This window comes from Alteromonas sp. M12 (assembly GCF_037478005.1).
GTDB lineage: Bacteria > Pseudomonadota > Gammaproteobacteria > Enterobacterales > Alteromonadaceae > Aliiglaciecola > Aliiglaciecola lipolytica_A.
The window spans coordinates 33,376-58,204 of record NZ_CP144164.1; the positions used below are offsets into that span (position 1 = coordinate 33,376).

General features: G+C 43.9%; 13 protein-coding genes, 2 tRNA genes and 3 rRNA genes. 17 read left to right on the top strand and 1 reads right to left on the bottom strand.

What is annotated here, in order from left to right; all coding sequences use genetic code 11:
* Positions 1-134: 134 nt before the first annotated feature.
* The 12 genes from VUI23_RS00155 to VUI23_RS00210 all read left to right on the top strand — a co-directional run bounded on the left by VUI23_RS00155 (position 135) and on the right by VUI23_RS00210 (position 18,971).
* Positions 135-1,669: ribosomal RNA gene (locus tag VUI23_RS00155) — 16S ribosomal RNA — on the top strand.
* A gap of 133 nt (positions 1,670-1,802) precedes the next feature.
* A tRNA-Ile gene (locus VUI23_RS00160) sits at positions 1,803-1,879 on the top strand.
* A 134-nt stretch (positions 1,880-2,013) separates the two neighbouring features.
* A tRNA-Ala gene (locus VUI23_RS00165) sits at positions 2,014-2,089 on the top strand.
* Between the two features lie 350 nt (positions 2,090-2,439).
* A 23S ribosomal RNA gene (locus VUI23_RS00170) occupies positions 2,440-5,318 on the top strand.
* A 167-nt stretch (positions 5,319-5,485) separates the two neighbouring features.
* Positions 5,486-5,601: ribosomal RNA gene (gene rrf / locus VUI23_RS00175) — 5S ribosomal RNA — on the top strand.
* Together the 16S, 23S and 5S rRNA genes with 2 tRNA genes alongside form the textbook arrangement of a ribosomal RNA operon.
* 1,090 nt (positions 5,602-6,691) lie before the next feature.
* Complete coding sequence (locus VUI23_RS00180; protein ID WP_342806110.1) at positions 6,692-7,720, top strand: LacI family DNA-binding transcriptional regulator; 1,029 nt, start codon at positions 6,692-6,694, stop codon at positions 7,718-7,720.
* Positions 7,721-7,794: 74 nt separating this feature from the next.
* Entirely contained in the window at positions 7,795-8,949 is a 1,155-nt protein-coding gene (locus VUI23_RS00185; protein WP_342806112.1) for an endo-1,4-beta-xylanase, read from the top strand.
* Between the two features lie 17 nt (positions 8,950-8,966).
* A complete protein-coding gene (locus VUI23_RS00190; protein ID WP_342806116.1) occupies positions 8,967-10,283 on the top strand; it encodes a glycoside-pentoside-hexuronide (GPH):cation symporter in 1,317 nt (438 codons plus the stop codon).
* 2 nt (positions 10,284-10,285) lie between these two features.
* Positions 10,286-11,929 (top strand): glycoside hydrolase family 43 protein, encoded by a 1,644-nt coding sequence (locus VUI23_RS00195; RefSeq protein ID WP_303500110.1) that lies wholly within the window; start codon positions 10,286-10,288, stop codon positions 11,927-11,929.
* Between the two features lie 122 nt (positions 11,930-12,051).
* Positions 12,052-15,234 (top strand): TonB-dependent receptor, encoded by a 3,183-nt coding sequence (locus VUI23_RS00200; RefSeq protein ID WP_342806118.1) that lies wholly within the window; start codon positions 12,052-12,054, stop codon positions 15,232-15,234.
* Positions 15,235-15,388: 154 nt separating this feature from the next.
* The gene (locus tag VUI23_RS00205) at positions 15,389-16,921 is read left to right on the top strand and encodes a tryptophan halogenase family protein (protein ID WP_216049398.1); all 1,533 of its coding nucleotides are present in this window, start codon (positions 15,389-15,391) and stop codon (positions 16,919-16,921) included.
* Between the two features lie 355 nt (positions 16,922-17,276).
* Positions 17,277-18,971: a metallophosphoesterase gene (locus tag VUI23_RS00210; RefSeq protein WP_342806120.1), complete on the top strand. Its 1,695-nt coding sequence runs from the start codon at positions 17,277-17,279 to the stop codon at positions 18,969-18,971.
* 87 nt (positions 18,972-19,058) lie between these two features.
* Here VUI23_RS00210 and VUI23_RS00215 read toward each other — a convergent pair whose 3' ends face one another.
* Entirely contained in the window at positions 19,059-20,081 is a 1,023-nt protein-coding gene (locus tag VUI23_RS00215; RefSeq protein ID WP_342806122.1) for a purine nucleoside permease, read from the bottom strand.
* Positions 20,082-20,227: 146 nt separating this feature from the next.
* On the opposite strand from VUI23_RS00215, the gene VUI23_RS00220 reads away from it, so the two are divergent.
* The 5 genes from VUI23_RS00220 to VUI23_RS00240 all read left to right on the top strand — a co-directional run bounded on the left by VUI23_RS00220 (position 20,228) and on the right by VUI23_RS00240 (position 24,783).
* Positions 20,228-20,584, top strand: a complete 357-nt coding sequence (locus tag VUI23_RS00220) for a VOC family protein (protein WP_216049395.1) — start codon at positions 20,228-20,230, stop codon at positions 20,582-20,584.
* Positions 20,585-20,824: 240 nt separating this feature from the next.
* On the top strand, positions 20,825-21,193 hold the full coding sequence (locus VUI23_RS00225; protein WP_342806124.1) for a hypothetical protein: 369 nt from the start codon (positions 20,825-20,827) through the stop codon (positions 21,191-21,193).
* Between the two features lie 71 nt (positions 21,194-21,264).
* Positions 21,265-21,942, top strand: coding sequence for a YjbF family lipoprotein (locus tag VUI23_RS00230; RefSeq protein WP_342806126.1), 678 nt, complete (start codon positions 21,265-21,267; stop codon positions 21,940-21,942).
* On the top strand, positions 21,935-22,666 hold the full coding sequence (locus VUI23_RS00235; protein WP_342806128.1) for a capsule biosynthesis GfcC family protein: 732 nt from the start codon (positions 21,935-21,937) through the stop codon (positions 22,664-22,666). The genes VUI23_RS00230 and VUI23_RS00235 overlap by 8 nt, the downstream gene beginning before the upstream one ends.
* Entirely contained in the window at positions 22,663-24,783 is a 2,121-nt protein-coding gene (locus VUI23_RS00240) for a YjbH domain-containing protein (protein ID WP_342806130.1), read from the top strand. Before VUI23_RS00235 ends, VUI23_RS00240 begins: the two co-directional genes overlap by 4 nt.
* The last annotated feature ends 46 nt before the right edge of the window (positions 24,784-24,829 follow it).

Here is a 24,829-nt window from a genome sequence, read left to right on the forward strand (position 1 = left end):
GACGTCACTTTGTTCCGCATTACGCTTCGATAAGTTTGCACTAAATGTTCTTTAACAATTTGCAACAAGACAATCTGTGTGGGCACTCATTATAAGAGTGTTTACCAAAAAAAGTTCATATTTCGAAAGAAGTTTAATTGAAGAGTTTGATCATGGCTCAGATTGAACGCTGGCGGCAGGCCTAACACATGCAAGTCGAACGGTAACATTTCTAGCTTGCTAGAAGATGACGAGTGGCGGACGGGTGAGTAATACTTAGGAACATGCCTTTGTGTGGGGGATAACTATTGGAAACGATAGCTAATACCGCATAACGTCTACGGACCAAAGGGGGCTTTCGGGCTCTCGCGCAAAGAGTGGCCTAAGTGAGATTAGCTAGTTGGTGAGGTAAAGGCTCACCAAGGCGACGATCTCTAGCTGTTCTGAGAGGAAGATCAGCCACACTGGAACTGAGACACGGTCCAGACTCCTACGGGAGGCAGCAGTGGGGAATATTGCACAATGGGGGAAACCCTGATGCAGCCATGCCGCGTGTGTGAAGAAGGCCTTCGGGTTGTAAAGCACTTTCAGTTGTGAGGAAAGGTTAGTAGTTAATACCTGCTAGCTATGACGTTAGCAACAGAAGAAGCACCGGCTAACTCCGTGCCAGCAGCCGCGGTAATACGGAGGGTGCGAGCGTTAATCGGAATTACTGGGCGTAAAGCGCACGCAGGCGGTTTGTTAAGCTAGATGTGAAAGCCCCGGGCTCAACCTGGGAATAGCATTTAGAACTGGCAGACTAGAGTCTTGGAGAGGGGAGTGGAATTCCAGGTGTAGCGGTGAAATGCGTAGATATCTGGAGGAACATCAGTGGCGAAGGCGACTCCCTGGCCAAAGACTGACGCTCATGTGCGAAAGTGTGGGTAGCGAACAGGATTAGATACCCTGGTAGTCCACACCGTAAACGCTGTCTACTAGCTGTTTGTGTATTATATACGTGAGTAGCGAAGCTAACGCGCTAAGTAGACCGCCTGGGGAGTACGGCCGCAAGGTTAAAACTCAAATGAATTGACGGGGGCCCGCACAAGCGGTGGAGCATGTGGTTTAATTCGATGCAACGCGAAGAACCTTACCTACTCTTGACATCCAGAAAATTTGGCAGAGATGCCTCAGTGCCTTCGGGAATTCTGAGACAGGTGCTGCATGGCTGTCGTCAGCTCGTGTCGTGAGATGTTGGGTTAAGTCCCGCAACGAGCGCAACCCTTGTCCTTAGTTGCCAGCATTTAGTTGGGCACTCTAAGGAGACTGCCGGTGACAAACCGGAGGAAGGTGGGGACGACGTCAAGTCATCATGGCCCTTACGAGTAGGGCTACACACGTGCTACAATGGCGAGTACAGAGGGAAGCGAACTTGCGAGAGTAAGCGGATCCCTTAAAGCTCGTCGTAGTCCGGATTGGAGTCTGCAACTCGACTCCATGAAGTCGGAATCGCTAGTAATCGCAAATCAGAATGTTGCGGTGAATACGTTCCCGGGCCTTGTACACACCGCCCGTCACACCATGGGAGTGGGATGCAAAAGAAGTAGTTAGTCTAACCTTCGGGAGGACGATTACCACTTTGTGTTTCATGACTGGGGTGAAGTCGTAACAAGGTAACCCTAGGGGAACCTGGGGTTGGATCACCTCCTTACACTATAGGTATCACTTTTGTGATGCAGTGTTCACACAGATTGTTTTGTTGTTAATAAAGAAGAGCAAAGAAGTAAGTGCTTGGGTAACAAGCAAATATTGCACATGCTAATGAATTGGCAGAAGCAAGATATAGGCTTGTAGCTCAGCTGGTTAGAGCGCACCCCTGATAAGGGTGAGGTCGGCAGTTCAAGTCTGCCCAAGCCTACCATTTCGCATTTATGCTGCGTTGGATACCTCGTCGTTTAGTGAGCTAAACGTCCTCGATATCCGCCTTGCCTAAACGCGAACTGGCCGAAGATTCATCATCTTCAACCTTATTTACGATGTTTATGCTGTATATAAGGGGCTATAGCTCAGCTGGGAGAGCGCCTGCCTTGCACGCAGGAGGTCAGCAGTTCGATCCTGCTTAGCTCCACCACTTTCAAAAAGAAAGTGATTGCTCAATAAAGGAAAGCAAGCCTTAATCAATAAATGTGAATTAGCATATATTGATTAGGGTTTTTTAAACCTTAAGACGCGGCGCGAAGCGCCAAGTCAATGTTCTTTAACAATTTGGAAAGCTGATAAAAGTAATCAAAAATAAAGAGTAATAATTGAAGAGCAATCTTCGAGCGTACTCTATCTGATTTTGTGATTAGTACTTGTCACGCATACACGAGCTCTTTAATGAGCACCTATGATTTGTGAATAAAAAGGCGCAAATCAAACCAAGGTAACCGTTAATCATTCATGTCTTTAACGGGATAACGAAGGTGTTTGGGGTTGTATGGTTAAGTGACTAAGCGTATACGGTGGATGCCTAGGCAGTTAGAGGCGATGAAGGACGTGTAAGTCTGCGAAAAGCTGTGGTGAGTTGACAAAACGCATTTGAGCCACAGATGTCCGAATGGGGGAACCCAGTGCATTTATGCACTATCTGCAACTGAATACATAGGTTGTAGAGGCAAACGAGGGGAACTGAAACATCTAAGTACCCTTAGGAAAAGAAATCAATTGAGATTCCCCTAGTAGCGGCGAGCGAACGGGGAGCAGCCGAGTAATTATGACGTAGTGGAATGTGTTGGAAAGCACAACGGTACAGGGTGATAGTCCCGTACACTAAGCGTTATTTTTGCCATATTAAGTAGGTCGGGACACGTGTTATCCTGACTGAAGATGGGGGGACCATCCTCCAAGGCTAAATACTCCTAACTGACCGATAGTGAACCAGTACCGTGAGGGAAAGGCGAAAAGAACCCCTGTGAGGGGAGTGAAATAGAACCTGAAACCGTATACGTACAAGCAGTGGGAGCAGACTTGTTCTGTGACTGCGTACCTTTTGTATAATGGGTCAGCGACTTATATTTTGTAGCAAGGTTAACCGTTTAGGGAAGCCGTAGTGAAAGCGAGGGTTAACTGCCCGTTTAGTTGCAAGGTATAGACCCGAAACCCGGTGATCTAGCCATGGGCAGGTTGAAGGTTGAGTAACATCAACTGGAGGACCGAACCCACTGACGTTGAAAAGTCAGGGGATGACCTGTGGCTGGGGGTGAAAGGCCAATCAAACCGGGAGATAGCTGGTTCTCCCCGAAAGCTATTTAGGTAGCGCCTCGGACGAACACCATTGGGGGTAGAGCACTGTTAAGGCTAGGGGGTCATCCCGACTTACCAACCCTTTGCAAACTCCGAATACCAATGAGTGATATCCGGGAGACACACGGCGGGTGCTAACGTCCGTCGTGAAGAGGGAAACAACCCAGACCGCCAGCTAAGGTCCCAAAATATTGCTAAGTGGGAAACGATGTGGGAAGGCTAAGACAGCTAGGAGGTTGGCTTAGAAGCAGCCACCCTTTAAAGAAAGCGTAATAGCTCACTAGTCGAGTCGGCCTGCGCGGAAGATGTAACGGGGCTAAGCAATATACCGAAGCTGCGGATGTTTACTTTGTAAACATGGTAGGGGAGCGTTGTGTAAGTGGCTGAAGGTAAGCTGTGAGGCTTGCTGGACATATCACAAGTGCGAATGCTGACATGAGTAACGATAATGGGGGTGAAAAACCCCCACGCCGGAAGACCAAGGTTTCCTGTCCCATGCTAATCAGGGCAGGGTAAGTCGGCCCCTAAGGCGAGGCAGAGATGCGTAGTCGATGGGAAACGGATTAATATTTCCGTACTTGGTATATCAGTGAAGGGGGGACGGAGAAGGCTAGGCAAGCTTGGTGTTGGTTATCCAAGTGAAAGTGCGTAGGGCGTTGAATTAGGTAAATCCGGTTCAACACTAACCTGAGACACGAGACGAGTCACCAAGGTGACGAAGTTGTTGATGCCATGCTTCCAGGAAAATCCTCTAAACTTATGGTATATCGAACCGTACCCCAAACCGACACAGGTGGTCAGGTAGAGAATACTAAGGCGCTTGAGAGAACTCGGGTGAAGGAACTCGGCAAAATCGTACCGTAACTTCGGGAGAAGGTACGCCCTTGTTTGTGATGGAACTTGCTTCCTAAGCGAACGAGGGCCGCAGTGAAAAGGTGGCTGGAACTGTTTATTAAAAACACAGCACTGTGCTAAATCGAAAGATGACGTATACGGTGTGACGCCTGCCGGTGCCGGAAGGTTAATTGATGGGGTTAGCGCAAGCGAAGCTCTTGATCGAAGCCCCGGTAAACGGCGGCCGTAACTATAACGGTCCTAAGGTAGCGAAATTCCTTGTCGGGTAAGTTCCGACCTGCACGAATGGCGTAATCATGGCCACGCTGTCTCCACCCGAGACTCAGTGAAATTGAAATCGCAGTGAAGATGCTGTGTACCCGCACCTAGACGGAAAGACCCCGTGAACCTTTACTACAGCTTGGCACTGAACATTGAATCTACATGTGTAGAATAGGTGGGAGGCTTTGAAGCACAGTCGCTAGATTGTGTGGAGCCGCCTTTGAAATACCACCCTTGTATATTTGATGTTCTAACATTGGTCCCTTATCGGGATTGTGGACAGTGTCTGGTGGGTAGTTTGACTGGGGCGGTCTCCTCCCAAAGAGTAACGGAGGAGCACGAAGGTTAGCTAATCACGGTCGGACATCGTGAGGTTAGTGCAATGGCATAAGCTAGCTTAACTGCGAGACAGACACGTCGAGCAGGTACGAAAGTAGGTCATAGTGATCCGGTGGTTCTGTATGGAAGGGCCATCGCTCAACGGATAAAAGGTACTCCGGGGATAACAGGCTGATACCGCCCAAGAGTTCATATCGACGGCGGTGTTTGGCACCTCGATGTCGGCTCATCACATCCTGGGGCTGAAGTCGGTCCCAAGGGTATGGCTGTTCGCCATTTAAAGTGGTACGCGAGCTGGGTTTAGAACGTCGTGAGACAGTTCGGTCCCTATCTGGTGTGGGCGTTGGATGATTGAGGGGAGCTGCTCCTAGTACGAGAGGACCGGAGTGGACGAACCGCTGGTGTTCGGGTTGTCATGCCAATGGCATTGCCCGGTAGCTACGTTCGGAATCGATAACCGCTGAAAGCATCTAAGCGGGAAGCGAGCCCCAAGATGAGTCATCCCTGACAGTTTAACTGTCCTAAAGGGTTGTTGAAGACTACGACGTAGATAGGCAGGATGTGGAAGCGTTGTGAGGCGTTAAGCTAACCTGTACTAATTGCCCGTGAGGCTTAACCATACAACACCCAAATGCCTTCTTTAAGCTAAAGAAGCATTGGTGTTGTAAGAGTGACAAGAACAACACAAAATTAGCTCTGAATAAGAGCAAGAGTACGCACTCTTTGATTACACAGCTTTACCAAATATGTTAATGTTTTGCCCAAGCGGCGAGACAACCAGTTTATGTCTGGCGACCTTAGCGACACGGTACCACCTGATCCCATCTCGAACTCAGAAGTGAAACGTGTTAGCGGCGATGGTAGTGTGGGGTTTCCCCATGTGAGAGTAGCACATCGCCAGACTCCCATTTAGAATAAAGCCACCTTAATCGGGTGGCTTTTTTCGTTTTTGATGCCTGTAAAATAACCGCGTATTTATCGAATATTATTAAGGTGGCCTCATTCTAAGCGCTGCCGCGCAAGAACTATTAACAGGGAAACCTAACCCATCGGTGTGTTATGCAATACCTGACGATGTAATAAAACGCTAGGTGTTAACCGTCCCTGGTGCTTCGTCCAGCCTCGCATCCATGCGAGTCGTTCAGTCGGCTAACGTTGCTGCGCAACTAAGAACAGCCTCCTTCACCCCCATGTGAGAGTAGCACATTGTCCCTTGCCGGAACGGGACTCCCATTAGAAGAAAGGCTACCTATTTAGGTAGCCTTTTTTATGCCTGGGATTTACCTAACGAAGCACCTTTATGAGCATCGAGATAGGTAGCATTCCTTCTAAACGCTGCCGCGCAAGAACTATCCCGCAGAGAAACCATACCCAGCGAGTGTCATGCAATAGCTGACGATGTAATAAAACGCTTGGTGTTAACCGTCCCTGGTGCTTCGTCCAGCCTCGCATCCATGCGAGTCGTTCAGTCGGCTAACGTTGCTGCGCAACTAAGAACAGCCTCCTTCACCCCCATGTGAGAGAAAATGCATGTACAACCCCGTAGCACGGGCTTCAGCCCGTGGAATGTTGATTTACCTAACGAAGCACCTTTATGAGCATCGAGATAGGTAGCATTCCTTCTAAGCGCTGCCGCGCAAGAAATATCCCGCAGAGAAACCTAACCCAGCGAGTGTCATGCAATAGCTGTTCATGTAATAGGCATCTAGGTGTCACACCTCCATGTGGCTACCTCCAGTGCAGCATCCATGCTGCCCGTTCCGTCGCTTAACGCTTCTGCGAAGCTAAAAACAACCGACTCCACCCCCATGTGAGAGCCAAAAGGTGCTCAACTCTGTAGCACGGGCTTCAGTCCGTGGAATATCGCCCTCTTAAAGTCGTTTTAACAAAATAAATAAACCAAAATGTTACTTAACATTTTGGTTTATTCAACATGATCAATTAGACTTATGCGACTCTACATATTGCCTCACCAACAAATGGTTCGGAATAAATGTCTAAGGTTAAACTGCAAGATATCGCGATTAAAGCTGGCGTCTCCATGATGACTGTATCGAGAGTAATGAATAATGATCCTAAGGTGGGTGCAAAGACCCGTGAAAAAGTAAGTAGAATAGCTAATGAAATGCAATATAAGCCGAATATAGCTGCTCGACATTTAGCAACCTCTAAATCTTATTTCATCGGCTTGGTGTGCGAATACGCCAGTTCGTCATATGTTAATAAATTTCTAGTTGGTGGTTTACGTAAATGTCGTACATCTGGTTATCATGTTGTTTTAGACGAAACAGCCGGAGATCGCGAAAAAGCCTTAGACATAATAAAAAACCTGATTGAAGTAACCAAAGTTGATGGGTTGATTTTGCTCCCGCCTATTAGCAATATGCCGGAGGTTGTAGATTTATTATCAAATGCAAATGTTGGTTTCGTTCGTATTGCTCCCGACATTAATTTGTCCGCTAGCCACTACATTTGTATGGATGACTATCAGGCGGCATTCGACGTAACTGAGCAACTTATTAAAAGCGGCCACACTAGGATCGCGCATATTATTGGTAGCCCCAACCAAGGTGTAAGTAGATTGCGCTACCAAGGATATTTAGACGCTTTACGTTCCAATCAAAAAATGATGCCTCCTGAGTATATTGAACAAGGCGATTTCACTTACAAATCCGGCTTGGATGCGGCTAAACGATTACTGGAACTGCCGAACAAACCCGACGCGATATTTGCTGCAAATGATGAAATGGCAGCTGCTGTTGTCTCTGTTGCACACATGAAACATTTAGATGTACCGCAAGATGTTTCTATCGTAGGCTTTGATGACACCGAACTTGCCACCACAATTTGGCCCAATATTTCAACGGTTACCCAACCTATTAAAGAGATGGCCGAACTTGCTATTGATATCTTAACAACCTCGAAAGCTGACAAAACACTTAAAGCTTCTAACATGCGCCATGTACTGGACTACCGTCTGCAATTAAGAGATTCAAGTAAAAATATTGTTAAAATAACGTAAAACCGCAATTGACAAACCGAATACAACAAAATATTGTTAGCGCTAACATTTTGGTTGGGATTTTCGGTGAAATAATGAAATTAACTATAACAACGGTGTTTTTATGCTTAGTGTTTGGCTTTGTGTCTAGCTGCACACATAATAAATCGACTAGTACACAGGCCAGCAATACAACGGATATTTCACTTCAGAGCGCCTTCGCTCCGCATTTCAATATTGGTGTTGCAATCAATACGCAACAGGCAAACGGCAAGGATCGTCAGTCTGTCGTAATTATAAATAGACATTTCGACACCCTGACAGCTGAAAACGATATGAAATGGGAGAGCATTCAACCTAGCTCCAACAATTTCACTTTCGAAGCCGCAGACGCTCTTGTTAATTACGCAAAGTCGACCAACAAAAACATTATTGGTCATACTCTAGTGTGGCACCAGCAGACTCCGGATTGGGTTTTCGAAGACGCAAACGGCAATCTTGCCAGTCGCGAGCTTTTACTGTCTCGAATGAAAACCCATATATTCGCTCTAGCAGGCAGATATAAAGACGATATCAAAGGCTGGGATGTGGTCAATGAAGCTTTTAACGAAGATGGTACTTTACGGGAGTCGAAGTGGTTACAAATTATAGGCGATGATTTTATAGAAAAAGCGTTTGAATACGCACATCAAGCCGCACCTAATGCCAAGCTCTATTATAACGATTATAACCTATATAAAGCGGCAAAAATGGATAGCGTAATCGCTATGGCCAAGGGTCTTAAAGCCAAAGGTATTCGTATTGACGGTATCGGCGAACAAGGTCATTACGGAGTAGAACCCCCACTTAAACAGTTGGAACTAAGTATTCAAAAAGTCGCTGCGGCGGGCTTAACCATGATGATTACTGAACTAGACATTTCCGTACTTAAATTCCCAGATGAAAACAACATGGGAGCGGATATTTCTTTAAATTTTGTGCTTCAAGACGAATACAACCCGTATGCGAATGGCATTTCCCAATCATCCTATCTTAAATTAGCTAAAGCATATAAAGATCTATTTAGATTGTTTTTAACCTATCGACAGGACATTGACAGAGTCACGTTTTGGGGTGTTTCTGATAATGATACGTGGCGCAACAATTGGCCGATGAACGGCAGAACCGATTACCCACTGTTGTTTGATCGTGACTATCAAGCTAAAGCTTTCGTGCAAGACTTAGTGGCATTAGCCAGCGAATATCAATAGTTCAGGGTAATTGCAGAATGGTTAAGGTAAGCGTTACCGAAAAAATTGGCTATGGTCTTGGCGATGCGGCAAGCAACATCGTATTCCAAGTTGTTATGGGCTTTTTACTGTATTTCTACACTGACGTATTTGGGATATCTGCAGCAGCAGTAGGCACTTTGTTTTTAGTGGTTAGAATATTCGATGCGATTACCGATCCTGTTATGGGAGGAATTGCAGATAGAACCAATACAAAGTGGGGGAAATATCGGCCCTATTTGCTGTGGTTCGCTATACCTTATGGATTACTGGCCGTTTTGGCTTTTACCACTCCAGATTTTAGTGCCACCGGTAAGCTTATCTACGCTTACATTACTTATACCTTATTGATGACCGCTTACACCGGGATTAATATCCCATACTCTGCGCTCGGCGGCGTTATGACTCCGTCTCCGACCGAACGCGCTTCGGTACAATCCTATCGATTTGCGCTAGCAATGGCAGGTGGTGCAATTGTCACCGCGAGTATGTTGCCGCTAGTTGACTTTTTTGGTCAAGGGGATGAGCAACGGGGCTTTCAGATGGCAATGGCCACCTTGTCCGTTTTTGCCGTAATCTGTTTTGTCGGTTGCTTTTCACTGACCAAAGAACGAGTAGAAATCCCGAAATCGACTACACATAATATTCTCAAAGGCATTTGGCTCGACTTTGCAAAAATGCTGCAAAATGATCAATGGCGAATCATCGCCCTTGTTAGCCTGCTATTGCTAATCAGCGTGGCGATGCGAGGCGCAACCACTCCTTATTACGTGCAATATTATTTGCAACAAGAGAGCTTAATTACGTTATTTATGACCAGTGGTATGGTTGCTGGTATAGCGGGGGCTTTAAGCGCGAATTGGCTGGTAAAAAGATTTTGCAAAGTAACACTTATGCGCATTTCTGCTCTGGGCATAGTCGTTGCCAATGGTGTGTTGTTCTTTGTGCCCCGGGATGCATGGGAAATTGCACTAGTGTTCTCAATTTTAGCCAATTTTACGCACATGATATTTACCCCTTTACTATTTTCAGCCGTACCCGACACCGTTGATTATGGCGCTAAAAAGTTAGGTCAAAGTGCGATGGCAATGGCGTTTTCTGGCCACCTCCTGATGATCAAGCTAGGTATCGCGTTGGGCGGCGCGTTTACTGGCTGGATTCTGGCAACCTCTGGCTACCAACCAAATATAGATCAAAGCGAATCAGCTTTGAACTGCATCCTGTTTTTGTATTCTGCAAGCTCTGTTATTGCCGGCCTTGTAGTATTTGCATGCATGAAATTTTACAAACTTACACGTGATTTTAAGGAAGCGTGAGAATGACAACCTCTACTCAAACAATGATACAAAATCCAATACTTCCAGGTTTCAATCCTGACCCGAGTATTGTTGCCGTTGGTGACGATTTTTACATCGCTACATCCACGTTCGAATGGTACCCAGGTGTGCAAATACATCACTCAAAAGATTTAAAAAATTGGCGATTACTAAGTCGGCCATTAAATCGAGAGGCTTTGTTGGATTTGCGTGGCGAGCCGGATTCTTGCGGAGTTTGGGCCCCGTGTCTTAGTTATCATGATGGGCTGTTTTATCTAATTTATACAGACGTAAAACGATTCGATGGCAATTTCAAAGACGCACACAACTATTTGACTACTTGCGACACTATAGATGGCGAGTGGAGTGACCCTATTTACATGAACTCTAGCGGCTTCGATCCATCTTTATTTCATGATGATGATGGCAAAAAGTGGTTCGTAAATATGGTGTGGGATCATCGCCATCAAAAGAATAGATTTGGTGGTATTTTGCTTCAAGAATATTGCCCTGTTAAAAAGCAACTTGTTGGTGAAATCAAGAATATCTTTGCCGGCAGTAAACTCGCTTGTACCGAAGCCCCTCATTTGTATAAACGAAACGGTTACTATTATTTAATCACTGCCGAAGGTGGCACCTTTTATACCCATGCGATGACGGTTGCTCGTTCTAGAAATATTGACGGTCCTTACGAGCTAGACCCTTATGGGTACTTGCTAACCGCTAAAGACAACCAACATTTAGGGCTGCAGCGGACAGGGCACGGCGATCTGTTTGAAACACCCAACGGTGAAACTTATCTTGTTCATTTGTGCGGTCGTCCATTATTAGGCGAACGACGCTGTCCACTTGGCCGTGAAACCGGTTTGCAAAAGACTTATTGGACTGAGGATGACTGGCTAAGAGTTGAAAATGCAGTCACAGATGGGCTACCCGAAATGCTAGTGCCAGCGCCGAATATGCCAGAACATCCATGGCCTGCCACTAAACATAAACATGATTTTGATACACCAGAGCTACCAATAGAATTTCAATGGTTACGTACACCGAATCCCGAGCGCTTGTTCAGTTTAAGTGCTCGACCAGGTTACATGCGTTTGATTGGCCGAGAATCAATCGGGTCGTTATACGAACATGCGTTAGTCGCCCGCAGACAACAGGCTTTTGCTTATTCAGCACAAACCGCTATGGAGTTTTCGCCAACTAATTTTCAGCAAACTGCTGGGCTTATCTGTTATTACAACAGCAATAAATTTCACTATTGTTACGTATCCATCGACGATGAAGGTAATCGTTTTGTGGATGTGATGAGTTGTTTGGGTAACCAAGACTTAACCCTCACATTTGGCCTTCGCGAGGGGCATACAGACGGTTTCATCACGGATCCCCGCTTTTTATTGCCAAACCAAGGGCCTGTATATTTAAGAGCAGATGTTGACCATCACTTACTCACCTTCTCTTTTTCAGTGGACGAAAAACACTGGACAAAACTGCCTATTAACCTTGACTACACCATTATTTCTGATGAAGCAGGTGGAGGCGATGGCTGTCATTTTACCGGGGGTTTTGTCGGTATGGCTTGCCAAGATGTGTCAGGACAGCAATGCAAAGCTGATTTTGACTATTTTGAATACATTGAATGCTAGACAGAGTGAGTGTTTTTAGACCTTTTATACGGCGGCATTTATTGGGCTGCTGGTAAGCGCATTGCCAAATAAACACAATAAAAATAAAACCATAAATAATCATACGAACTTGGAGCTTAACCGTGCAACATAATAACGAATTAGCCGAACTAAAACGTAAGAGTATACCTAGATTTAATAAATCCATGATTGCACTAGCAATAATGGGTTTTAGCAGCCAAAGCTTGGCACAAGAAGCTGGGGCAATCACCGCAGTTGAAGGCGATGATGTTGAAGTAATCAACGTCAGAGGTGTGAGATCAAGCGTCATTCAGGCGCAAGAATTAAAACGTGAAGCCGATACTTTTGTCGACGCAATAACCGCGTCGGATATTGGTGCGCTTCCTGACCGAAGCGTACTTGAGGCGATGCAACGTATTCCGGGCATTTCAATTGAACGTTTTGCCGCCGCCAATGATCCTGATCACTTTGGTGTGGAAGGCAGTGGCGCGGTCATCCGCGGCATGTCTGCAACCCGAAGTGAATTTAACGGGCGGGACTCATTTACTGCAAACTCGGGCCGTGGTCTTAGTTTCCAAGATGTCCCACCAGAATTAATGGGGTCGGTACAAGTCTATAAAAATCAGAGTGCTGATCTTATCGAAGGGGGGATTGGTGGTACTGTTAGTTTACATACTCGCCTGCCTTTTGATTCTGAAGAGCGTATTTTTGCGGTTTCAGCAGATCTCACATACAGCGACCTGATAGAAGAAACAACGCCTAGTGCTTCTGCGATGTTTAGCGACAGTTGGAATACCGACGCTGGTAAGTTCGGTTTTCTAGTTAACGTCGCTAAGTCAGAGTTAGATAGCCTGTCTCATAGTATGCAGTCAGAAGTGTTTTTAACCCGCGATGATTTAGTCGATGGACAAACTGTCCTTGCTCCTAACGGCGGCAATTTTGGGAAAAACAATATAAATCGCGAACGACAAGGGCTTGCACTCGCCGCTCAATGGGAAAGTCCTGACCGACGTACCTTAGTGACAGGCCAGTTTATGCGTTCAGACGCGACCTTGGCTTGGACAGAAAATACGTTTAGCTATCAGACTGATCAAAATAATGGCGACGAAGCTGATGGCCTAAGACGTGACACTTATCCTCTTGACGGCACGCCGGCTTATGAATTTGATGATAGCGGCACTTTCATTAATGGCACAATTACTGATCAACGTGATGGTGGTTGGCGTTCAAATGGTAGTGACCAACAGCGAGTCCCTATTGCCGCTGATTGGGGAAATCCGTCTGTACCGCAATTTGGTAATACTTATCAATCGACCACCCGCTCTAAAGAGCAACGGACGGTTGTTGATGATTATGCTTTTAATGTTAAATTTAGACCGAATGATACTTGGTCCCACGAGTTTGACATTCAGTATATCGATGCAACAACTAAAGACGATGATGTGACTTTATATTTAGGTACTCAAGCCAACTTGAGTTTGAACTTAAAAGGTGATGTTCCTCAAATCGAACTTTTAGAGCCTTGGAATGGTAACGCTGGTGGTAACGGACAAGAGAGTAATCCGGCCTTTTTCCAAACCAAATCTTCGTATTATTGGCGTTCTGCAATGGATCATTACGAACGCAGTGAAGGGGATTCGGTGGCGTTTCGCTATGATACTAAGTATACCTTCGATAGCGGTTTTTTCTCTTCGATAAAAGCCGGTGTGCGATACTCTGAACGGGAACAAACAGTGCGCTTTTCTGCATATAACTGGCAAACACTTGGTGCACTATTTAGTAATGACGTCGATGGTGATGGCTATGCCGCTGCATGGCTGGATTTACCGGCAAACGAAAGCTTGATTAACGAAGTTCAACAAGTGAGCTGGGATGATCATCATCGTGGCAACAATGTAATAGTACCTGGCGGCACAACTCTGCATCCTTCGATTGCATTAGTACAAGACTACGCTAATTGGGGAAGTCGACTTTCTGGAGTAGCTTCTGACTGGGAACCCTTGTCTGAGAGACAAATACAAAACGGTGTTGATGCCAATGGCAACCCCACTTACGAACAATTAGACGGCCCCTTTAGACCAGCTGAAACTAATACTTTTGTGGAAACAAATACCGCCGCCTATGTACGATTTGATTTTGAATCTGATGCATACAAGTTCCCATTTAATGGTAACTTTGGCGTTCGCTACGTTAAAGTCAAGCGGGAAACAGATGGCGCTGTTACCTTTCCTAACCTAATTCCTAATGATCCAGCGGATACTTCTGACCGCTTAAACTTTTTACCCGCGGATGACAGTGCCTTTGGTAACTATGGTACCGCGGTACTTAACGATGTTTACAAGGATGATTTCATTCTGCCTAGCTTTAATATAAAAGTAGAATTGGACGACGATTTAATTGCTCGCTTTGCGGTATCTAAAGCGATTGCTTACCCAGACACTGGCAACTTAAAAAACTACGTTAATATTCAAGATGGCATCTTTATCACCGACCGAACTGAACCATCAGAACCTGGTGGTGAAGCCATCATAAACAGCTCAGATGTAGTTACTTGGGAAGGGAGTTCAGGAAATCCGTATTTAGCGCCAATGGAGTCGATTCAGTATGACTTCTCTTTGGAGTGGTATTTCAGCCCCTCAAACTCACTAACCACAACGGTATTCTACAAAGATTTGAGTAACTTCTTTGTGACAGGTGCTGTAGATGAGCAGTATACCAATAATGGTGTGACGAATACCGTGCGGGTACAAAAACCGCTTAATACCGACGAAGGTACTATGCAAGGTATTGAGTTTGCTTATTCACAGTTTTTCGATTTCTTGCCAGAACCTTTTGATGGCTTAGGTATACAGGCAAACTACACTTATATTGAAGCTGAAGGTGTGCCCAATAGTAATACTTTTGAAACAGAACCTGACGGCCAACCGAAGGATGGACCAGCGGAAGCGGCATTTGAATCATTGCCGTTAGAGGGACAGTCTAAACACACTGCTAATTTAGTGCTGACTTATGAAAAGAATGATGTGTCAGCGCGCATGGCCTATAACTGGCGGTCTGCATATTTGTTAACCGCTAGGGACGTTATCGCGCCTTATAGACCCATTTATAATGAAAGTGCTGGTTTTCTTGATGGTTCGATTTTTTACAACGTAACTGACAATATTAAAGTCGGACTGCAAGCCGTTAACTTGTTAGATACAGTTACCAAGACGACCATGCAGATTGACGATGCAGGAACTAGAACTGGACGTTCTTGGTTTGTAAATGATAGACGATTCTCTTTTGTGGTTAGAGCGAATTTCTAATCTATCTAACTAAGCTGAAGAATTATGCGCAACCTATTGGTTGCGCATTTACATTCAATCATATGTTTGTAATCTTTCAGTCAGATATAACCTCAACAAAAAGTTGACCCGCTTCATTAAGTAACACAGAGTAGTTAAAGAGTAGGAGAGGTAAATGAGCGAGCACCTAATTAAAAATATTGTGATCGTGGGTGGTGGCACTTCAGGCTGGATGACGGCCGCAGCCTTGGGCACTTTGCTGCGCCAAGAGGGCATGAATATCCGCTTAATAGAATCAAGTGATATTGCTAATGTAGGTGTAGGTGAAGCAACCATTCCGCAACTTAAACTATTTAATGACTTGCTTGGATTAGACGAAGATGATTTTGTCAGAAAAACCCAAGCGACCTTCAAACATGGTATCGAATTCGTTAACTGGAAGAAGTTGGATCATAGCTATATGCATCCCTTTGGTACATTAGGCTTGAATTTTGAAGGTGTGGAATTTCATCAATTTTGGTTGAAGATGGCAAAGCTCGGTAAAGCCAGTAACTTACAGGATTATTCGTTTAACAGTGTGGCCGCTAAATCGGGCAAGATGATGCGCTCAATCGATACACCGAACTCGCCACTGAATAATATCGCTTATGCTTTCCACTTCGACGCAAGTTTATATGTTAAATATCTGCGTGAAATTGCAGAAAAACATGGCGTTAAACGCACTGATGCAAAAGTCACAGAAGTGAAATTGCGTAAAGAAGACGGTTTTATAGAAAGCCTGTTGTTAGACAATGGTGAAGTGGTTGAAGGCGAGTTGTTTATTGATTGTAGTGGTTTTCGGGGCATACTAATTGAACAAGCACTGCACACCGGTTATGAAGATTGGAGTCATTGGTTGCCCTGTGATCGTGCGGTTGCTGTGCAAAGTAAAACCACCGAAGCGCCTATTCCTTATACCCGTTCAACAGCGCAAAAAGCTGGCTGGCAATGGCGCATTCCTTTGCAACATAGGGTTGGCAATGGGCATGTTTACTCCTCGAAGTTTATGAGCGATGAAGAAGCTGAACAAATTCTACTTGAAGGTATAGATGGTGAGCCGTTAACCGCGCCACGTATCATTAGGTTTAAAACCGGCATGCGACGGAAATTCTGGAATAAAAACTGTGTGGCGATAGGTTTAGCTGGTGGTTTTATCGAACCGCTTGAGTCAACTGCAATCCACTTAGTACAAAGTGGTATTTCTCGTCTTATGAGCCTTTTCCCGTCAAAGCAGTTTTTTAAATCTGATATAGATACTTATAACCAGCAGGCTGCTTTAGAAATGGAGCGCATTCGCGACTTTATTATTCTGCACTACAAAGTTACAGAAAGGGACGATACGCCGTTTTGGGACTATGTTCGCAATATGGAAATACCAGAATATCTACAGAGAAAAATAGACTTATTTAAGGCAAATGGCCGCATATTTCGTGAAGACGAAGAATTATTTAATCAAACTAGTTGGTTAAGTGTAATGGTGGGGCAGGGTATTGTGCCCGACGGCTATCATCCTATGGTTGACGTATTGAGCGAAGAGCAAATAAAAAAGCGCATGGATAACGTTAAGAGCGTGATCGAAAAATCTGTCGACTATATGCCAAGCCAAGCACAGTTTATTGCTCAACACTGTGCAGCCACTTCAATGGATGCCAATTCTAATAATGACTAAAAGGCTGCAGCTTGGGTGTAGATGTCAATACACGAATGGCCTACACCGCTAACCTAAATTTTTTTATCTTGTAGCACTGGCTTTAGCCCGTGGCATGTCCAGCCCATGGAATGCCTCACCCGTGGCGCGTTTAGTCCCTGATATTTAACCTTAAATAAACCTAGGTTAAATTTTTAACTCATTGTTTTTAGGTTCTATTTTCTGTCACATTTGTGACGCTAAATTGACTTCTATTTATCATAAATAAGTAGCAAAAATGTCATTAAGCACTTCTATCCTACGCGCAGTCTAAATTAAACAGATTGATTCTTTGGAATTGTACTGTTTCCAAATAACTTAAATAGGGTATTAGTACATGAAGTCTACCTCTACATTTCCATATGTTCTTAAAACGCTTCTCGCCGTGAGTATAGTTTCGCTTGCTGGCTGTAATAGTGACAATGAATCGTCACCTGAGGCTGAGATTACACCAACATCATATATCAACTTTACTGTTCTTCCATATCTTCAAAACCCGACATCGAGTGAAATAACCGTGAATTGGTTAAGTGACACTGATCAACCGGGCACAGTTACGATTGAAGGTATTGGTTCTTTTGTGTCTGATGTACAACTGGCTGAATCGCTAACTTATGGAACCTCTGAAGTTGAATATATTCATGGGGAAACCAATTTTGGCGAAACTCATAGTGAGGTTGCAGAAGGTGAAGCTCCGGCATCTAGTTATAAGCATTCCGTTAGAATTACAGGTTTAGAAGCTAATACTTCTTATGAATATACCGTCGAGCAACCTGAGGCTAGTGCTTTTACCGCTACGTTAACTACAGCTCCAAATCAAGGTAGTCGTGAAACTGTTAGATTTATTACTATGTCTGATATGGAGACAGAGCCGGAATCGACTGAAAAAACTGTTCGTTGGACGGCAAATGCTTTGGCGATCGGTGGTGATAAGCTAGGTACTGACCCCGATACTTATACTCGCCAGTATCCTGTTGACCAAACAACGGGTTATAAGGCTAACTTGGTTTACGCTGCGCAAAGAACGCCAGATTTTTGGGTGATCGCCGGTGACTTAGTTGAGAAAGGTGGGCGACAACTCGATTGGGATGAGTTTTGGCGACATAGTGCCGGTGAGTGGGGAACACTAGCTTCCACAACACCGATTTTTCCTGCATTAGGAAATCATGAAAATTACTGGCATCCAGATGCGCCGGGTTATAATGCTGAAGCGTCTATGTTGTCTTATGATAAATGGAATACCTATTGGGATTTGCCCACCAACGACGCGTCAGATGAACGCTACGAAAAACGATTTTATCGTGTCGACTACGGTCCTGTAACTTTAATTACCTTAGATTCATCTAATGGTAATGATGAGGATCCAAGTCAAGATACCAATTTGTTTATCAATGGTGAAGAATCACGAGTACCCGACTTTAACCAAGGAAGCGAGCAATGGAATTGGGCTGTACGTGAACTTGCTAGCGCTCAAGCTGAAGGCCAAGTAATCTTTGTGCAATTCCACCACACTGCTTTTGGCACTGGTGTGCATAGTCTTCCATCGGGAAGTGCGGGTATCGCTAATGCTGAAGATAGTCAGTCTGGTGTGCCAATGCGTATTTATCAGCAGCTTTTTGAACAGTATGATGTTACCGCGGTTTTGTCTGGCCATGATGAGTTGTTGGAATATGTAAACATTAATGGCGTGAGTTACTGGGATGTCGGTTTTGCAGGCGATGGCCTCAGAGGGCCAGGATACCCGCCAACTACTGATTATGTACCTTTTGATTTATTGCCTCTCGAAGCACAGTTGACCCATTGGAGTGCCCATGGAGATGCACCTGAAGTTTGGGATGGAGAGCAGTTAATCTCTGGCGGCAAGCATTATGGATTTCTTGAAGTAGAAGTGCGCCCTTCTGGTGATTATAACTACGAAGTGGTTATGACTCCTCGCTATGTCTTCCCGGTAACCGATGAGACAGGTGCGGCAACTGGTGAGTTTGATCATCGCCAGTATGACAAAGTCGTTCGCATTATCGTCGAGCGTTAATTCGTTTAACATCTTGGATGGGTATAACTACTCATCCAAGACTTTCCCAGTTACTCAATGCCGTGGGCTAGTTAATTCGGTAGCGATTTAATTCTGAATTAATTCAGGCACTCCATTTTTCCAATCGTCCCAATTAGCCACAATAGTGTCGACCACCTTACTACCAACCAAAACAATATTTTCAACGGTTTCAGCAAAACCTCCCGCGGTTTCCCCTGGCGCTGGATCTAAGTGCTCAAGAGTGCTCTCGTTGGGATTTCCTTGGTCGAAGTTAACTGCTCCCCGAAGACTCATGACTCGATCTATTCCTACTGTTCTTGATAGAACCTGAGCTAAAGCCGTGGCTTCCATTTCAGTTATGATATAGTCATCAGCAGCATATAGTTGTGTAATGTATTGCGCTTGTTTTGATAATCCAGGTCCATGAAAAAAAGTGTCGCCGGTCATATGGGTGCCGATCGTTATTGCTGGGCTGCGTCTCGCTTCTTTTTGTGGATAGCGCATGCGATAAGCATTGGCCGATTCGGAGTCTTTTAATGTCACAGATTGACTTAACCAAACACTCCATTTCAGTAATTCTGGATTAAGCTGGTAGCGACGAATATCTTCGTATCCTTTGCGTGGCATAAATGTAGGAGCGCCTGCTTGCCCTTCTTCTGCTTTCCAGCGATGACCTAAGTCATAATCTACAAGCCAACTAGCCCAGCTGACGTCACCGATAGTCCCCTTAGATGGTGGAGTACCGCCAACGCCACTGAGTATGAAATAGCTATTTGTAAAATTAAATTGCGGTGAAAGTAAAATAGCTTGCATGGACGCTGAAGAGCCTACTTTTCCCATCCCCAATACTGAGCCACAAACACCGTTTGAATTACAAAATACCGGACGATGTGCGCCTTTAACGTTTATTGGTCTACTGTCGCTAAAATAATGTTCATACCAGTGTTGGAACTCTCCGGCTTTATCACCACTGTTAGCTCCAATTTCAAACATTGCCGCGATAAATACTCTAACTTCGATTGTTTTGTGTTTGTCGTTCGCTTGCGCTTGTATCGATAAAAAATACCAGATACATAGAAGGACGATTTTTGATGGAAGTATCCTTATCATCTTGTCACACACCTTTTTGATTCAATTTAATGCTGCAACTCTGCAATAGCGTATATTAAAACTAAACTAAAATTACATCTAAAGTTTATACTCAGTGATTACGCTCGCTTTGCGTTACTCATAAATGTCAGATTTCAGGAGCTAATATGAACGAAAATGAAAAGCTAAATTATGTGGAATTTGCTGCAAAAGATCTAAGTGCCACCAAACAGTTTTTTAGTGCGGTATTCAATTGGCAGTTTGTTGATTATGGTCCTGAATACACGTCGTTTTCGAATCAAGGGCTTGATGGCGGGTTTTATCAAGCTGAGCTTTGCAACATACCTGAAAATGGCGGTGCACTTTTAGTATTTTACAGCAGCGATATACAAGCAACATTACAAAAAATAAAATCGCATAATGGCAAGATCATTCGTCCTATTTTTGATTTTCCCGGAGGTTGCCGTTTTCATTTTAGTGAACCCAGCGGTAATGAGTTTGCAGTCTGGTCTGAAAGCCAATAAACACGGCTTTATCAGGTATATTTAAGTATATAAAGGTATTGAAATATAACGGGATTATGTTGCATCCGTGTTAATAAAGTGACAGTTTATGTCTACTTTAAAACACGATTAAAAACTTTTTGAAATATTCAGATTAAAAAGTTCTTTAAATCAGCCATTGATCGTAAATTAGGCATTGAGATCGTAGAGCGGATACTTTAATATCCGACATCAGGTGTCAAATACTTTCAAGGAAAAGTGATGAGAAAAAGTTTAATTGGATTAGCAGTAGCTGCAGCAGTCGCTTCTGTTAGCGTACAAGCTCAGCAAGAGCAACAAGGTGGAGCTGGCGCAAGCGGCGGTGCATTTGGTGGTGTTGCTGGTGGTACTATCGCTGCTGGTGTTGTTGGCGCTACTATTTTAGCGGGTGTGATTTCAAATTCGAATGGTGATGCTCCAGAGCGTCCTATTACTGTTCCACCTACGCCTACACCTACGTGTGAAGGCGATGATGATTTAGTTGACGGTGTATGTATCGGTACCACTATTACAGTGACTACTACTGGAACTGGAACTAGTACATCAACTGTAACTGTTCCTGTTACTTATACTTACTCGCCTTCGATCTAAGTTTAGTAAAAGATTTAAAGCCGCCTTTGGGCGGCTTTTTTATTGGTTGTGAATATCTATTATGGATAACAATGAAAATAACTTTTAGCTTATTAGTATGTAGTGCACTTTTTCTGTCGGCTTGCTCTTCTACACAAAGAGCTTATAAACAAAACATAGAATTGTATTTTAGTAGTAAACAAAGTGTCACTTTAACTAAAGATACCGTTTTAGAAACCCCCATTGATCTCATATACATAAAAGCGGGTGAACGTCCATACGCTACTATGGCACTGGCTTTTATCGAAAACAGTCGATATAAATGGGTTTCCGCAGATAATGCAGTATTGGTTACTCAAAATGGAAGGTTGGTACGTACTTTAGGTCTAAAAAACAATTTAATTTATGTGGCTAACTTAGATGCTGATCCTATGGTGTCAAAAAGTGATGTAGCAGAAAATGCGAATTGGAATAGTTATTTAGATTTTGACCCACATCAGTATGGGGTGAGATTGTATTCAGAGTTTAAACGTCAAGAGAATATACCCCTGACAATTCTGGATCAGCAATTTACAACCACTAAAGTAATAGAAAACGTCACAACTCAAAGTGTCGAAACTGCTTCAGATAGTTGGCAGAATGTGTATTGGTATCATACTCAAACTGGACAGTTATTGCGTTCTTCACAACAGTTCTCTGGCTCATCTGAGCGTTACGAAATACAATATGTTAGCAGGGCTATGAGATTGCTGGAGTCTACTAATGAATAGATTAAAAAGCCTTTTCACAGTTATCTTGTTTTCATTCTGCATTAATAACTATGCGAATTCCCAAGTCGAAGTTACGGTTAATGGCAATATTTTGAACTTTGCTGAAAACCCCAGATTGAATCAAGTTTTAGAATCAATTGCCCTGGAGCAAAATTGGTATTGGCGTGCTAGTCAGTTATTTAAATTGGATTCCGACATAGCTGAAAAAAGCAGACAGGAACTGGTTAAACAGCTTTCGGTTAAATCAAAGGTTGCTGATTCAGCTACATTTAACCAACTTATAAAACAAATAGAAAGCTGGACACTCGCACAGCGGATCGACATTGCCATCGATTACGATTTGGCGCGGTTTCAACTAAATCATAATCCACTATTCGATGATGGAAAATACCGTTTAACCCTTAGTAAACGAATGACCACTCTGTTTATTTTCGGCGCTGTGTCACAGCCAAGTACGATTGAATATGAGAATAATCAGTGTATCGAAAACATCGTGGCGCAAATTAGTAAAACAGAATCTGCCGATGCAAACATTGTTTATGCAATTCAACCTGACGGCGTTATTCGTCAATTACCTGTAGCCTATTGGAACCAAGAATGCCACCAGGTGATGCCCGGTACACAACTTTATATTCCTTTGGTAGAGTCCCAATGGTTTGCAGATAATAGTCAGCTCAATCAGCTTATCGCTGAACTTGCAGTAAATAGGGTAGTCATTGAATGATCACAATTAAAAGGATGTTAGCTCTTGTTGTAATGACTAACGCCGCGTTAATTAGTTTTATTACATCAACTGCATATGCCTCTGAGCAATCGTTTGACGACGATAATGGAGATGTGTCGCAAATGATTAGGGGCGGAGCCGGTTTAATACAGACTCCCACAGCGCGGATGGCTAAAGAAGGCTCGTTCACTTTAAACTATAACGATATTGATCAATATCGATTTTGGTCAGCAAGCCTGCAGCTTTTCCCGTGGATGGAGTCTACAGTTCGTTATACCGACGTAAGAACACAACTTTATAGCCAAGATCCAAGCTTTAGTGGTGATCAAACCCTAAAAGACAAAGGCATTGATGTTAAGTTTCGACTGATTAAAGAAAGCTATTATTTACCTGATGTTTCATTTGGTTTAACGGATATCGGTGGAACCGGTTTCTTTAGCAGTGAGTTTCTTAACTTTAGTAAAAATCTTGGCCCCTTTGACATACATCTTGGTGTAGGTACCGGTTACCTTGGCGCAGGTGGAAATATCACTAACCCACTGTGTGAAATTAAGGATTCATTTTGTGAGCGTCCTGGTGGATTTGGTGGTCGAGGTGGAAAAATTGACTACAACGAGTTCTTCAAAGGTCCAGCGTCGGTTTTTGGTGGCATTGAGTATAGAACACCTATTGAGGGGCTAACCCTTAAGCTAGAATATGACGGTAATGATTATGTAAATGACCGTGCTGGAACGCTAGAACAAGACAGTGAGTGGAATGTTGGCGCGGTTTATAAATACAATAATTGGGACTTTAACGTAAGTTATCAAAGGGGCAATACCTTTGGTTTTGGCGTGTCATACAACTTCAATATGCACACGGTTAAACAACATAAATTTGATCGCCCACCTAGAGAGCTGAACAATGCGAAACCGGCAGAATCAGTTGAAACAATTAACCGTGATCGCCTGTATGCTGATTTAGTAAATGAAGGCAGTTTTATCATTAATGCAACTCATACTGGTGAAGACGAAATGACGTTTTACGGAACTCAGTTAGGTTACCGTGATCATGATGAGGCAACTCAGCGTGTTGGTAGAATATTAGCTTCCGAGTTACCTGATTCTATTAAAACCTATAAGTTGGTGGATACATTGGCCAACATTCCATTACTCGAAACGAAAATAGATGCGCAAGAATTTAAAGTTGCCGCAAACTATCAGCGTTTAGAAACTGATATTCAATCAGCATACGTTCGTCAAAACCCTACTCAATCCACAGTCGATAATTACCACCCCAAAGATTACTCTGGGGCGTTTTTCAATATGGAAAGCTTTTGGATTCAAACTTTTGGTAATCCAGAGGATTTTTACCTTTATCAAGGTGGTGCATATCTTAACGGCGGTTACCAATTTAATCCAAACTTCTCTGTTCGTGGTGGGTTGAAAGTGACTGTGCTTGAAAACTTCGATAAGTTTAATTTTTTAGTCGACTCTGAAACCTCGCATCTACCTAGAGTGCGCACGCAAGTTCGAGAATATGTAACGCGCAGTAAAGTGACTATGGAAAATGCGTACCTGCATTGGTTCGATAAAATTGCAGAAGATACTTATGCGCAAGTGTATGGTGGTTATTTAGAGACCATGTTTGGTGGTGTGGGTACCGAGGTGCTATATCGCCCTGTAGATAGCAGCCTAGCGTTTGGAGTTGATCTAAACTACGTACAACAACGTGACTTTAATAACGAAACAGGGTTCTTCGATTATAAAGCCTTCACTGGTCATGCGAGTGTTTATTGGACGCCTGAATTTTTACCTGACATGCAGCTAACCGTAAATGCTGGTCAGTTCTTGGCAAAAGATAAAGGCGTTAATATCGATGTAGCTAAACGTTTTGACAGTGGCATTATTGTGGGTGCCTATGCCGCATTTACTAATGTATCAGCTGAGGAATATGGAGAAGGTAGCTTTACCAAAGGATTCTATATTTCCATACCATTTGATCTCTTCTCGTTAGCGCCAGCTAAAGGGCGTGGAAAAATTCCATGGATTCCTATTGGCCGTGATGGCGGGCAAATGTTGCAACGCCCAGTTAAGTTGAAAAATTTGACCGAAGCGAGAGCACCATTTTACGATTAGGATAAAATGATAAGCGGCCCCTAATATTCTGATTGCAAAGTATTAG

Coding starts and splice junctions, on each gene's coding strand:
- VUI23_RS00185 (WP_342806112.1), top strand. CDS start 7,795: ATGAAATTAACTATAACAACGGTGTTTTTATGCTTAGTGTTTGGCTTT.
- VUI23_RS00210 (WP_342806120.1), top strand. CDS start 17,277: ATGAAGTCTACCTCTACATTTCCATATGTTCTTAAAACGCTTCTCGCC.
- VUI23_RS00240 (WP_342806130.1), top strand. CDS start 22,663: ATGATCACAATTAAAAGGATGTTAGCTCTTGTTGTAATGACTAACGCC.
- VUI23_RS00195 (WP_303500110.1), top strand. CDS start 10,286: ATGACAACCTCTACTCAAACAATGATACAAAATCCAATACTTCCAGGT.
- VUI23_RS00190 (WP_342806116.1), top strand. CDS start 8,967: ATGGTTAAGGTAAGCGTTACCGAAAAAATTGGCTATGGTCTTGGCGAT.
- VUI23_RS00205 (WP_216049398.1), top strand. CDS start 15,389: ATGAGCGAGCACCTAATTAAAAATATTGTGATCGTGGGTGGTGGCACT.
- VUI23_RS00215 (WP_342806122.1), bottom strand. CDS start 20,081: ATGATAAGGATACTTCCATCAAAAATCGTCCTTCTATGTATCTGGTAT.
- VUI23_RS00230 (WP_342806126.1), top strand. CDS start 21,265: ATGAAAATAACTTTTAGCTTATTAGTATGTAGTGCACTTTTTCTGTCG.
- VUI23_RS00180 (WP_342806110.1), top strand. CDS start 6,692: ATGTCTAAGGTTAAACTGCAAGATATCGCGATTAAAGCTGGCGTCTCC.
- VUI23_RS00225 (WP_342806124.1), top strand. CDS start 20,825: ATGAGAAAAAGTTTAATTGGATTAGCAGTAGCTGCAGCAGTCGCTTCT.
- VUI23_RS00220 (WP_216049395.1), top strand. CDS start 20,228: ATGAACGAAAATGAAAAGCTAAATTATGTGGAATTTGCTGCAAAAGAT.
- VUI23_RS00235 (WP_342806128.1), top strand. CDS start 21,935: ATGAATAGATTAAAAAGCCTTTTCACAGTTATCTTGTTTTCATTCTGC.